15 protein-coding genes are annotated in these 11,440 nt (G+C 50.3%); 8 read left to right on the top strand and 7 right to left on the bottom strand.

What is annotated here, in order from left to right:
- Positions 1-2 precede the first annotated feature (2 nt).
- The 3 genes from LK536_RS32250 to deoD all read left to right on the top strand — a co-directional run bounded on the left by LK536_RS32250 (position 3) and on the right by deoD (position 2,490).
- On the top strand, positions 3-908 hold the full coding sequence (locus LK536_RS32250; protein ID WP_227795010.1) for an ABC transporter permease: 906 nt from the start codon (positions 3-5) through the stop codon (positions 906-908).
- Positions 909-1,013: 105 nt separating this feature from the next.
- A complete protein-coding gene (locus LK536_RS32245) occupies positions 1,014-1,784 on the top strand; it encodes a GntR family transcriptional regulator (RefSeq protein ID WP_008725027.1) in 771 nt (256 codons plus the stop codon).
- Between the two features lies 1 nt (position 1,785).
- Positions 1,786-2,490 (top strand): purine-nucleoside phosphorylase, encoded by a 705-nt coding sequence (deoD, locus tag LK536_RS32240; protein WP_227795009.1) that lies wholly within the window; start codon positions 1,786-1,788, stop codon positions 2,488-2,490.
- Positions 2,491-2,563: 73 nt separating this feature from the next.
- Here deoD and LK536_RS32235 read toward each other — a convergent pair whose 3' ends face one another.
- From LK536_RS32235 to LK536_RS32215, 5 genes are all read right to left on the bottom strand, one after another.
- Positions 2,564-2,755, bottom strand: coding sequence for a (2Fe-2S)-binding protein (locus LK536_RS32235; protein ID WP_227795008.1), 192 nt, complete (start codon positions 2,753-2,755; stop codon positions 2,564-2,566).
- Positions 2,755-3,267: a ferritin gene (locus tag LK536_RS32230; RefSeq protein ID WP_008725034.1), complete on the bottom strand. Its 513-nt coding sequence runs from the start codon at positions 3,265-3,267 to the stop codon at positions 2,755-2,757. The genes LK536_RS32235 and LK536_RS32230 overlap by 1 nt, the downstream gene beginning before the upstream one ends.
- Before the next feature lie 25 nt (positions 3,268-3,292).
- Positions 3,293-3,607 (bottom strand): YbjQ family protein, encoded by a 315-nt coding sequence (locus LK536_RS32225; RefSeq protein ID WP_008725036.1) that lies wholly within the window; start codon positions 3,605-3,607, stop codon positions 3,293-3,295.
- Positions 3,588-3,809, bottom strand: a complete 222-nt coding sequence (locus tag LK536_RS32220; protein ID WP_008725037.1) for a hypothetical protein — start codon at positions 3,807-3,809, stop codon at positions 3,588-3,590. The genes LK536_RS32225 and LK536_RS32220 overlap by 20 nt, the downstream gene beginning before the upstream one ends.
- 657 nt (positions 3,810-4,466) lie before the next feature.
- A complete protein-coding gene (locus tag LK536_RS32215) occupies positions 4,467-5,048 on the bottom strand; it encodes a DNA-deoxyinosine glycosylase (protein ID WP_081738997.1) in 582 nt (193 codons plus the stop codon).
- Between the two features lie 283 nt (positions 5,049-5,331).
- Between LK536_RS32215 and LK536_RS32210 the strand changes: the two genes are divergently transcribed.
- Entirely contained in the window at positions 5,332-6,219 is an 888-nt protein-coding gene (locus LK536_RS32210; RefSeq protein WP_227795007.1) for a fructose bisphosphate aldolase, read from the top strand.
- Positions 6,220-6,450: 231 nt separating this feature from the next.
- On the opposite strand, the gene LK536_RS32205 is transcribed toward LK536_RS32210, so the two are convergent.
- Positions 6,451-7,266 (bottom strand): hypothetical protein, encoded by an 816-nt coding sequence (locus LK536_RS32205; protein ID WP_227795006.1) that lies wholly within the window; start codon positions 7,264-7,266, stop codon positions 6,451-6,453.
- Between the two features lie 157 nt (positions 7,267-7,423).
- Here LK536_RS32205 and LK536_RS32200 point away from each other — a divergent pair, with 157 nt between their 5' ends.
- Both LK536_RS32200 and mobB read left to right on the top strand, forming a co-directional pair.
- Positions 7,424-8,482, top strand: a complete 1,059-nt coding sequence (locus LK536_RS32200) for a transglutaminase domain-containing protein (RefSeq protein ID WP_120058200.1) — start codon at positions 7,424-7,426, stop codon at positions 8,480-8,482.
- Positions 8,475-9,578: a molybdopterin-guanine dinucleotide biosynthesis protein B gene (gene mobB / locus LK536_RS32195; RefSeq protein WP_227795005.1), complete on the top strand. Its 1,104-nt coding sequence runs from the start codon at positions 8,475-8,477 to the stop codon at positions 9,576-9,578. Before LK536_RS32200 ends, mobB begins: the two co-directional genes overlap by 8 nt.
- 83 nt (positions 9,579-9,661) lie before the next feature.
- On the opposite strand, the gene LK536_RS32190 is transcribed toward mobB, so the two are convergent.
- Entirely contained in the window at positions 9,662-10,120 is a 459-nt protein-coding gene (locus LK536_RS32190; protein WP_227795004.1) for a GNAT family N-acetyltransferase, read from the bottom strand.
- A 265-nt stretch (positions 10,121-10,385) separates the two neighbouring features.
- On the opposite strand from LK536_RS32190, the gene LK536_RS32185 reads away from it, so the two are divergent.
- Positions 10,386-10,796, top strand: coding sequence for a GntR family transcriptional regulator (locus LK536_RS32185; protein WP_008725053.1), 411 nt, complete (start codon positions 10,386-10,388; stop codon positions 10,794-10,796).
- A 38-nt stretch (positions 10,797-10,834) separates the two neighbouring features.
- On the top strand, positions 10,835-11,440 hold the full coding sequence (locus tag LK536_RS32180) for a UvrB/UvrC motif-containing protein (RefSeq protein WP_227795003.1): 606 nt from the start codon (positions 10,835-10,837) through the stop codon (positions 11,438-11,440).

Here is an 11,440-nt window from a genome sequence, read left to right as displayed (position 1 = left end):
ATATGGAAATGATCAATAATTTTATCGGCCTGACCCTGCAGCTGTCCGTCCCCATTGTCCTGGGCGCCCTCTGCGGCACCATTGCGGAGCGCGGGGGAATCATACTGCTGGGTGTGGAAGGAATCATGCTGGTAGGCGCATTCTCAGGGGTCCTGGGTTCCTATGTCACCGGCTCGGCCCTGGCAGGCGTGGCGCTCTCCCTGGTCCTTGGGGGCCTGATCGGATGGTTTTACGCCCTGTTCTGCCTGAAATGGAAAGCACACCAGTCCGTGGTTGGCGTGGGCATCAACCTGTTTGCCAGCGGTATCACGGCAGTGATGTTAAAAGCGGTCTGGCAGACAGAGGGCATGTCTGAATCCGTGGCATCCATCCCCAACCTGACCATACCGGGACTGTCCCGGATTCCCATCATAGGCGCCCTGTTTAAGGAACAGTCCCCCTACCTCTACGCCATGTTCCTGATTGTGGCAGGGGTCTGGGTGGTATTCTATAAGACAAAATTCGGCCTTAGGTACAGGGCCATGGGCGACCAGCCCTATGCGGTCCAGACAGCCGGGGTGCCGGTAAACCGCTACCGCTACACGGCCATGATACTGGCCGGCAGCATCGCTGGCCTGGCCGGCTCCTATCTGTCCATATCCCAGAACAACCTGTTCGTGGTGGACATGACGGCGGGAAGGGGCTTCATGGGCCTGGCCGCCAATATTTTCGGCGGATGGCAGCCCCTTGGCTCCATGGGCGCGGGCATGATATTTGCCATTGCCCAGGCAGCCAGGTTCTATCTCACGGATTTATCCATTCCGTCCCAGTTCGTGCAGATGCTGCCCTATGCAGTGACCCTGATTGTGCTGCTGTTTGTGGGAAAACGGGTAAAAGGTCCGGAAGCACTTGGCAAACTGGTGGATTAGTTCTATACTAGTATACAGGAAGCGCGGCATTGTTGAACAAGATATATGCTGTGCCGGACATGTATAAGAACTGACGCCAAGGCGCACGAAAGGAGCACGGGACCTGTGAAGGATACTGTTATTAATGAAAAGAATGTAAAGATACCGCTGTATGTGGCTGCATATGAGACCATCAGCCAATGGCTGAAGGATGGGAAATACAAAGCTGGGGACAAGCTGCCGGGAGAGAACATCCTGGCGGAACAGCTGCAGGTCAGCAGGGGTACGTTACGTCAGGCCATGCTGCTCCTGCAGGAAGACGGTTTAATCATCAACCACCAGGGAAAGGGCAATATCGTCCTTTCCAACCAGGATATGAGTAAAAGCGGGCTGGAGCGGATTGGGAATCCCATCGTGGATTTCTGCAGTGAGCCGGTGGACCGGGTGGTGACCACCATCGGCTTCCAGCCAGCCACACAAAAGCACCAGCAGGTCCTTAAACTGCGGCCCTCCAGCGTGGTGGCTGTCATTGACATCACCTACTATTCCGGGGATACGCCGGCCGGGTTTTCCATGGTGTATATGCCCCATGAGGTGTTGGACAACAGCAATGTGGATCTGGAGGACACGGATACGGTTTACCGTTATTATACGGAACTGCTGGAAACAAGCGGACTGTACAGCGATACGAAAATCCGCCTGGGACAGGCCAGGGAGCGTCTGGCCAACATATTACACATCCAGGAAGGGGAACCGCTGCTTTTGTTAGAGGAGGTGCTCTACACGGAATATGACACGCCTGTGCTGTCACAGAAGCTGTTTTTCGGGCCGGACCAGCATGAACTCAGTATCCGAAGGAAGAATGACAGGAATATAATAAAGAAATCGGAGCAGTGAGATGAAGACATTCCATAATGAAGCAAAACCAGGGCAGATAGGAAGTACTGTCCTGATGCCGGGCGACCCCCTGCGCGCAAAATATATTGCAGACACATATCTCTCAGATGTGGTGTGCTATAACCGGGTAAGGGGAATGAACGGCTATACAGGTTATTATAAAGGAAAACGGGTTTCGGTCCAGGGAAGCGGGATGGGAATCCCGTCCATGGGCATCTATGCCTATGAGCTGTACCATGAATATGACGTGGACACCATCATCCGCATCGGGACAGCCGGGGCCGTGCACAGGGACGTGGGGATAGGGGAGCTGATCCTGGCCATGGGATGCTGTACCAATTCCAATTTTGCGGGCCAGTATCATTTGCCGGGAACCTTTGCCCCAATTGCGGACTTTGGCCTGTTAGAGGCGGCGGCGGCCCAGGCCCGCAGCAGCAGCATACCCATCCGGGTGGGCAATGTATTTAGTTCGGACGTGTTTTACGAAGACCGGAAAGGGGAAAAGGGAGAGTGGGAGAAGATGGGCATCCTTGCCCAGGAAATGGAAACCCTGTCCCTTTACTGCACGGCCGCCCGCGCCGGTAAGCGGGCCCTGGCCATGCTGACCGTGGGGAGCAGCATCCACCATGACAGGGCTTTGAGCAATGAAGAGCGGGAAAAGAACCTGGATGCAATGATTCAGTGCGCGCTGGAAATTGCCGGGTGATTGCCGGAATATAGATAAGAAAAAGACGTGGGCGGACCCATGCATTCATTCATGCATTTGTCCCCACGTCTTTTTATTTGCCGGAACATTTCTCCAGCCTCTTTTTTGTATATTTCCTGGCCTTGCATTTACAATGCCCGCACCCGGCGGCCAGACGGGTGGCCTTCTTCACTTCCTTAAAGGAACCGGCGCCGTCCGCAATCGCTTTTTTGATATCTGCCTTTGTCACTTTAAAACAAGGGCATATGTACTTATCCTTTCCCATTACAGCACCAGGGAGGGAGCGGCATAGACCCTTGCGGCCAGTTCGGAATCCAGCATATAAAGCCCCTTGGGGTCGTGGCCGAACAGGTCATAGCGTTTTAGGAGCTCACTGGCATTTTTCTCCTCCTCGCCCTGTTCTTTTACGAACCAGTCCAAAAACTGCATGGTACGGAAATCCTTAACAGAATAAGCTGCATCATAAATCACATGGATAAGCCCGGTTACATACCTTTCATGTTCCAGCCCGGCCTCCAGAGGGCCTCTGAAATCCTCAAATGATTTGTCCGGCTTATCAATGGCCTCCAATGTGACACCGGCATCGTTGTTCTGCAGGTATTGGATGAACAGCATGGCATGGTCCCGTTCTTCCTGGGCCTGTACCTGATACCAGTTATGAAATCCATTCAGCTCCGCATCCTTATAATAATTTGCAAAATCCAGATACAGGTAAGCGGAGTAGAATTCTTTGTTAATCTGTGTGTTTAATAACTCAGCAACTGTTTTGTCCAGCATGTCTGTTTCCTCCTTAGGTTTCTGTTTAAACGATAAATCTGACTGCCGTGCCGTAAGCAATTACCTCTGCGGCTCCCTGCATGACAGCGGAAGACGCATAACGTATATTGACGATTGCATCGGCGCCCAGTTCCTCGGCTTCCATGACCATGCGCTTGGTAGCCAGGGCCCGCGCCTCATTCATCATTTCATTGTAGGCCTTCAGCTCGCCGCCCACAATGGTCTTGAAGCTTTGGGTAATATCCTTACCGATATTCTTGGACTGGATTGTGCTTCCCTTTACAAGGCCCAGCATCTCCAGTTCCTTTCCTGTAATATAATCAGTATTTACTAAGATCATCTTCTTCACCGCTCCTTATCTCTAATATCCTGCATACCAGGTTGTAAATGGAAACGCCGATCAATCCCATGAAGATAAGACACAGTATCAGCTTAAGCAGCAGGGGAATGGGCGCTATGGTCCAGATACAGAGGTAAAATGCAAACCACAGTACCAGCAGTACCGTTATGACGACCGGGGCAATGATTTTTTTCCAATGCATGGGCTATGCACCTCCTTTCATCTGTAAGGCGTCCAGATACAACGGTTTCATATCCATCATACTTGGTTTACCGGACTTTGGCAAGAAAAACATGGCAGTCCCCAGGACTTTTTTGATGTAACTTTTTCCAGATTATAGGAAAATGCATCTGATATCACATGATGTTGGTGATATTGTTTATATTATCATAAAAAACAGATTATTTAGACAATTAAAAACAAATAAACTAATAAGAATAAAAATATTTTGAAAAAGTATTGACAAAACAGCCCTGATTGAGTATACTAAAATTAACAAAAGGAACGAAATAAAAACAAGGAGGTACAGTCCACCAGAAACAGATTTATCGTTTTCCATATGATTTCATATCATATGTGAAAACAGTGAATAACAAACCTGCCTGATGAAATGTTAAATAGGAAACCAGATACAATGGAAGTATTTATTTTCGAAAACCAAGTAGGTTATCAAGGAACGTGAACATTTGAATGATATGACGAGAAAGTATCATTTAAATGAACTTGATAATGAAAGGTGAAGATAAAACAACATATGTATATGGAACACCTGGAAAACAAAGTAAGGAGAGCAGAAGAAACAAAAAGACAGGTATCGAGGAAGAGAAATCTGAATCGATACCTGTTCTTTGTGCACACTCTAGTACTCCATCCAGCCATCATGCAGGGCCGGCAAAAGGGCCGGTGCCCATGCTTCAGCCAGGCGGTCCAGTGTGAATGCGGCGTTGGCCGGGCTGGTGGAAGGGCACCTGACTGCGTCGCGTCCGGTCTGTTCCCGGCAGTATTTCATGTACAGTCCATGGGCGGTGCCGCCGTTGGTGATGATCTGGCGGATGCGGGCGGCTTTCAGTATCCTGTTTAAGTCCATGGGAACCACGTTGCGGATGCTCTGGTCACTGGAACCCTTGATATCGCAGGACTCTATCACATCCCAAAGCGCAATGCCCCTCAAGAGCAGGATGCCCTTCCTGGATTCATAATCAGGGGGAAAGGGTTCTTTTAGCAGGCGCTCCATCAGCTTCCAGAACCGGTTCTGGGGATGGCCGTAGTAGAAGTCCCGCTGCCTAGACCTGACAGATGGGAAGCTGCCAAGGATCAGTATCCGTGAGTTTCCGTCATAGACCGGTTCCAGGGTGTGGAAGACCCGGGTATATCCGGGAAGCAGTTCTGTTCCAGCAGGTTTTTCTTCACGTGAAGGTTGGATGTTCTTTTCCGTAGACATATGGTATGCTCCTTTTCGGTGTTTCTGGTCAGGCAGGTATCTGCATGATAGTATTGTACCACGATTCACGGAATTAGCAACTTTTGGAAACCCCTATTGACAATGGGGTGTGGATTTTACTATAATGATAGTAAGTATAAATAGGTTTGTTTAGTGCGATTGTTTTCGATGTGTTAGGTCTGCGCCCCGCGGCCAATAAGACAGTAAAGAACCCGGAACAGGACGGCGCGGTCAGCGTCTTTCTGTTCTGTTTTTATTTTCCATAAGAAAGAGAGGTAGCCATATGAACCAGGACCAGTTGAAACGTATGAGTGAAGGCAAGGGGTTTATTGCAGCATTGGACCAGAGCGGCGGGAGCACGCCGAAGGCCTTGAAGAACTATGGTATTAATGAGGACAGGTACAGCACGGATGAGGAGATGTTCAACCTGGTTCATGAGATGAGGACCAGGATCATTACCAGCCCTTCTTTTACATCACAGCATATCCTGGCGGCCATCCTGTTTGAGAATACCATGGAGCGCAGGATTGACGACAGGCTTACAGCCGATTACCTGTGGGAGGTAAAGGGAATCATCCCTATCCTGAAAGTGGATAAGGGGCTGGCAGAGGAGGAGGACGGGGTGCGTCCCATGAAGCCCATACCGGGCCTTGATGACCTTCTTGCCAGGGCAAAGGAACGCCATATTTTCGGTACAAAGATGCGTTCCGTGATTAAAAAAGCCAACCCGGAAGGAATTAAGAAGATTATCGACCAGCAGTTTGAAATTGGCCTTAAGATTGCGCAGGCGGGCCTGGTTCCCATCCTGGAGCCGGAGATTGATATCTACAGCCCGGATAAGGCTGAGTGTGAGAGGATTATGAAAGAGGAGATGAAGAAACATCTGGCGGAGCTTCCCCAGGATACCAGAATCATGTTTAAGCTGTCCATTCCGGATAAACATGGTTTCTACAGCGATATCATGGAAGACCCTCATGTCATCCGGGTGGTGGCTTTGTCCGGCGGCTATTCCAGGCAGGAGGCTAATGAGCGGTTAAGCCGCAGCCCGGGCCTGATAGCAAGCTTTTCCAGGGCCTTGTCCGAGGGCCTTAATGTGGACCAGACAGCCGGTGAATTTGACCGCATGCTGGCCCAGTCCATTAAGGAAATCTACGAGGCTTCTATTACCTGATGGCATGGATGTACCGGATAGGCAGAACCGGATAAACAGAACCAGATGGACGGATTCGGATAGGCAGAACCGGATAGGCAGAACCGGAAAAATAGAACCAGACGGACAAAAATGGCGGATAATCTGGCGGAATCAGCCGTAAGCAGCATATCCGGATTATAGATGTAAATGAGCGTGGGCCCCGCTGGAAACAGCGGGGCCTGTATTTGGTCCGGATGTATGTCCCTGTACCTATGAAACCCAGATTACCTGTTCATTGGTCAGTTCTGCCCTGTACCCATCATGGAAGCGTACGTCATATGTAAAGCACCGGCCAAACCTTGGGCCCATCTGGTAAATCAGATATGCCTCTGCTTTGTCCAGATGGAAGCTGATCCAAAATCCGGCTTCAGGATAATACATTCCGGATACCGGGCTTATCCGGTGCTTCACATCATTTCCGACCACAACAACAGGCAGGGGACCGCTCTCCTTGCCGGTCCGTGGGGAATCATCAGGCAGATGATCCAGTCTCCAGGTGCAGCATGGACTGTTCTTTAGGTAGCCTGCGATTTCGGTGGTCTGGTTTTGACAATATTGGATGATGGCCGATTGGGGCATTTCCCCGTAGTACGAAGCGTCCTGGCCCCTGGCATATCCTGCAAGTTCACGGAAGATGCTGCAGCACTTATCCAGCAGGGCATACAACAGCCCGTCGGACCTTCCCATGTTAAGCGCATACATGACATCGGGCATCAGCTGGTCCTCAATACATGACAGATTCTGTTCCAATATGGGGAAGGGAGGATATCCGTAGCTGGTCAGGAGATTAAGGGCATCCTCCTTAAGGGACAGGGGATTATTGGATATGATCACGTGCTCCAGCAGTCCTGTGATTTCTTTCCCGTACGGCAGTGTGTTTTTATAGTATGGATCAAGATAATAATCGAGGCATAACAGGAGCCGTTCCTTGGCATTTACGTCATTTCCTTCCAGTACGTCCCCTATGGCGGTAACGCCGCTTTCCACAATCTTTTTTTCATCATCAGAATATGTAATGAATCCCATATACCCTCCCCTGAACGTGTTTACGTATTGTTTGAAGCAAATCCTTTTATATTCATATGTTACCACAGGAACACCTGCGTGCAAAGGCTGTCTTGTGCCATAAAATATTTCATGCTATACTGGAACATGAAAAATACAGGAAGTATCAGGATAAAATATGAAACAGGAATATTATTACCAGCATATGGATAAGGCGGAGCAGTCCGTATACCGCGCCATGCTGGATGGATTTGAGATGATATCGCCGGAATTCCCGGTGCTGCGGCTGGATGGAAGGGATTTGTCGGAGCTGTTCTTCAGGCTCCGCCTGGACCATCCGTCTGTGTTCTATGTGGAGGGGTTCCGTTACCGCTATGCGGAACATTCGGATTATGTCCAGCTCATACCCCAGTATATGTTTGAGAAGAAAAAGATTAAGGAAATGAAACAAGCCCTGGAGGCCAGGATGAACCGTCTGATCCAGCCGGCAAGGAACCTTTCACCGGAAGGAAAGGAACAGTATATCCATGATTTCATCTGCACCAATGTCACGTATGATAAGCTGAAGAAACAGTATTCCCATGAAATCATTGGCCCGCTCCAGCAGGGAGTCGGGGTCTGCGAAGGGATTGCAAAGACGGTGAAGATACTCTGTGACCGTCTGGGGCTTGAGTGCATCATCGCCATCAGCCAGGCCAATCCTGAAAAGGGTGTGCGCTACCGCCATGCCTGGAACGTGGTAAAGCTTAAGAATACATGGTACCACCTGGATGCCACCTTTGACAATTCCCTTGGAAGGTACGGACAGAAGCGGTTTGATTATTATAATCTGGATGACAGGATGATGTTCCGGGACCATGAGCCGCTGGTTTACCAGATACCACAGTGCACGGACGGGACGCATTTTTATTATAAAGAAAACCGGCTGTCCCTCACTAAGATGGAGGACGTGGCCGGACGCATGAAGGCTGTGCTGAGGAAGAAACAGCCATATTTCGTGTTTCACTGGCGGGGAGGCGCCCTTAACCGCGCTGTCCTGGAGCAGATTGCAGGGATTGCCTCTGAGGCTGCAAAGGAGAAGGGGAAATACATCCGGCTGTCCGTGAATTATCTTCAGGCAGTGATGGAAATAGCGGTACTGGAACACCAGATACAGGATAATATATGCAGGGAAGAAGCCAATGAAGGCGAACTGGACCATGGAGCGTTAACGAAAGGGGAGGGCAGTGATGGATAAAAGCTGGGGAAGCGTAATCCTGTCAGGCGGCAAGGGCCGCAGGATGGGATATGAGGATAAAAGCGGGCTGTCATATAGGGGAGAGACATTCCTGGAAGCAATCAGCCGGCAGCTTGGCATGCTCGGGGGGGCCTGTTACCTTTCCAGGGCTGCCTATAAGGCAGGGGAGGCCCATCATGGTTTTACTGTGATTGAGGACACGGTGAAGGGGAAGGATGGGGAATGGATCGGTCCCATGGGAGGAATCTGGTCCTGTTTTGAAAGGACAGGGGAAGACTGCCTGTTCTTTGTGTCCTGTGACATGCCGATGTTCCGTTCCGTGATGGCGGAGCGGCTTTTGGGATATATGAAGCCGGGGGTTGACGTGGTCCTGTGGAGGACCAGGCAGGGGCGTATCCAGCCCATGTGCGGTCTTTATTCCAGGTCCTGTGTGCCGGTCCTCAGACAGCATATGGAACAGCAGGACTACAGGATGATGGGGTTACTGGACCATCTGGAGTGCGTGGTGGTGGAAACATCAAAGGAGCATATTCCGGACCAGTGGTTCATGAATGTGAACACGCCTGAAATATATGGAAAGCTCAAGCAGATAACGCCGTCCGTCCTGGCTGTCAGCGGAAGTAAGAATACAGGAAAGACATGGCTTCTGGAACATCTGGTGTCCATGCTTTCCCGGTCGGGTGTGCGCGTGGCTGTGATTAAGCATGACGGCCATGAGTTTGAGGCAGACGTGCCGGGCACGGACAGCCACCGGATGAAAAAGGCAGGGGCCTTTGGGACCGTGGTCTATTCCGGCAGCCAGTATGCCCTGGTCAAGAGCCAGGCGGGAATGGAGGCAGGGGATTTCTTTGGATTTTTTCCTGAAGCGGATCTGATTTTATTGGAAGGGCAGAAGTATTCTTCCTACCCCAAAATCGAAGTGCTGAGACAGGAAACCTCATGCAGCCCCGTGTGCCGGCCCCAGACCGTGCTGGCCTATGTGGCGGACTGCCAGGTGGACCAGGAGGGTGCCCGGGAACCCAGGAGGGTATTCACCTTTGACCAGATGGATGAGGTGGCGGAACTGGTCATAGGGCATATGGACGGAAGCCTGTAAATGAACCCAGACAGGATACTGTATGCATGGCTTCCTGTCCGGTTTAGGCGGCATCTTAGTTAAGGCAGTTATTGATGTAGTTATTAATGCAGCATTTTCTTAAAATTAACCTGCTGCCTGCCCCCGCCATATCCGCAGCGATTATAGAACTCATGGGCCTGGGTCCGTGCCGCGCCTGAAACCAGCCGGACACCGTGGGCACCCGACTCCCTTGCCCATGTTTCGATTCCTTCCAGCAGGGCTTTTCCAACGCCGCGCTTCCTATATGAATCCGCGACCGCGATTCCCATGATATTTTTCATGTGCGGTGCATAGGTGACATCATAATCATTGGCATGGATATATCCAATGACAGTACCCTGAAAAACAGCAACCAATATCCTGTCCTTATCACTGCCAAGGAGCAGCCTTAATTTATCCAGTGTCATCACGTAGTCATATTCATATCCCATCCCGTCCCGGTTCAATTCATGGATGGAAGGAGCATCATCCATCCTGGCCTCTCTTATCGTAAAATCCATCATCATAAAGTCCTTCATCATTTCCCTTTCCCCGATTCATTGTTTTGAAATATATGGGATTATATGGAATTCCGTATCATTGTACGGTTCACGATACGTATAATCTGAGTATAGCAGATAAATCCATGCCCTGGCAATACCCCTCCGGGGGAGAGGGGATTTTCCATCCTTTTTCTGCTTGACGAAACGCCCATCCCTTGCTATATTAATAATAACAGCAATTGTTATATTGCTTGTAGAACAAATATAACTTTTATGTCAGCATAAGACGAAAGATGGTGGATTTATGGTGTTAAAGATTGATTTCAACAGTGATGAAGCAATCTATATACAGCTGCGCAACCAGATTATCATGGGGATTGCCACGGATATGATACGGGAGGGGGATACACTTCCTTCTGTGCGCCAGATGGCTGATTATATCGGCATCAACATGCATACAGTTAATAAGGCCTATTCCGTGCTGAAGCAGGAGGGTTTTGTGAAGCTGGACCGCCGTAAGGGAGCCGTGGTGAGTTTGGATATTGATAAGATCCAGTCCATGGGCGAACTGCGCCGGAACCTGGATGTGGTGCTTGCCTGGGGTATCTGCAAGAATGTTACCAGGAATGAGGTTCACCAGGTGGTTGATGAGATTTACGATAAATACACCAGGGGGTGTATGGATACGGAAGAAGATGAGGCAGATGAAAATTAGGACGTTTTTACGCCCTGAATGACTAATGGAGGATTCGTATGTTATGTGAAAGATGCAAGATCCGGGAAGCCAATATCAAATACACAGAGATCATTAATGGGATTAAGACAGAACACAACCTCTGCTCCCACTGTGCAAGGGAGATGGATTTTGGTCAGTACGCCGCCATTCTGGACGGTGAATTTCCTCTGGGTAAACTCCTGTCCGGCCTTCTGGGACTGGAGGACGATGAGGAGGAGACAGATGTGCGCGGCAAGGTGGTGTGCCCTACCTGCGGCACCAGCTTTGACGATTTTGTGGAGAACAGCCGGTTCGGCTGTCCTGACTGCTATGGCGTGTTTGACCTGTTCATCAATGACAAGATGAAGCAGCTTCAGGGAAGCGAGAGCCATAAGGGTAAGCACCCCAAGTTCAGGAGCACGTTTGAAAAGGAACATCCCGATGTGTCCGCGGCAAAAGAAGAAGATGGCCAGGATGCGCCGGAGACCTTGGATGCCAGGCCGGTGGAGAATACCCGCCCTGCCGCCGTGAATAAGCAGATCCGGGAACTGGAGGGCAGGTTAAAGGAAGCGATTGAGCGGGAAGAATATGAACTGGCTGCGCAGTGCCGGGACCAGATCCGGGAACTGAAGAAGGAGGCGTGA

The sequence above is a fragment of the Clostridium pacaense genome (assembly GCF_020709765.2).
Classification (GTDB): Bacteria; Bacillota; Clostridia; order Lachnospirales; family Lachnospiraceae; genus Enterocloster; species Enterocloster hominis.
This window is presented reverse-complemented; position numbering and strand designations above follow the sequence as displayed.

What these genes read in the sequence shown, in the direction of transcription:
- LK536_RS32225 (WP_008725036.1), bottom strand. Translation starts at nt 3,607, where the DNA reads ATGATCTTAGTAAATACTGATTATATTACAGGAAAGGAACTGGAGATG.
- LK536_RS32235 (WP_227795008.1), bottom strand. Translation starts at nt 2,755, where the DNA reads ATGGGAAAGGATAAGTACATATGCCCTTGTTTTAAAGTGACAAAGGCA.
- mobB (WP_227795005.1), top strand. Translation starts at nt 8,475, where the DNA reads ATGGATAAAAGCTGGGGAAGCGTAATCCTGTCAGGCGGCAAGGGCCGC.
- LK536_RS32215 (WP_081738997.1), bottom strand. Translation starts at nt 5,048, where the DNA reads ATGTCTACGGAAAAGAACATCCAACCTTCACGTGAAGAAAAACCTGCT.
- LK536_RS32205 (WP_227795006.1), bottom strand. Translation starts at nt 7,266, where the DNA reads ATGGGATTCATTACATATTCTGATGATGAAAAAAAGATTGTGGAAAGC.
- LK536_RS32210 (WP_227795007.1), top strand. Translation starts at nt 5,332, where the DNA reads ATGAACCAGGACCAGTTGAAACGTATGAGTGAAGGCAAGGGGTTTATT.
- LK536_RS32190 (WP_227795004.1), bottom strand. Translation starts at nt 10,120, where the DNA reads ATGATGAAGGACTTTATGATGATGGATTTTACGATAAGAGAGGCCAGG.
- LK536_RS32180 (WP_227795003.1), top strand. Translation starts at nt 10,835, where the DNA reads ATGTTATGTGAAAGATGCAAGATCCGGGAAGCCAATATCAAATACACA.
- LK536_RS32200 (WP_120058200.1), top strand. Translation starts at nt 7,424, where the DNA reads ATGAAACAGGAATATTATTACCAGCATATGGATAAGGCGGAGCAGTCC.
- LK536_RS32250 (WP_227795010.1), top strand. Translation starts at nt 3, where the DNA reads ATGGAAATGATCAATAATTTTATCGGCCTGACCCTGCAGCTGTCCGTC.
- LK536_RS32230 (WP_008725034.1), bottom strand. Translation starts at nt 3,267, where the DNA reads ATGCTGGACAAAACAGTTGCTGAGTTATTAAACACACAGATTAACAAA.
- deoD (WP_227795009.1), top strand. Translation starts at nt 1,786, where the DNA reads ATGAAGACATTCCATAATGAAGCAAAACCAGGGCAGATAGGAAGTACT.
- LK536_RS32220 (WP_008725037.1), bottom strand. Translation starts at nt 3,809, where the DNA reads ATGCATTGGAAAAAAATCATTGCCCCGGTCGTCATAACGGTACTGCTG.
- LK536_RS32185 (WP_008725053.1), top strand. Translation starts at nt 10,386, where the DNA reads ATGGTGTTAAAGATTGATTTCAACAGTGATGAAGCAATCTATATACAG.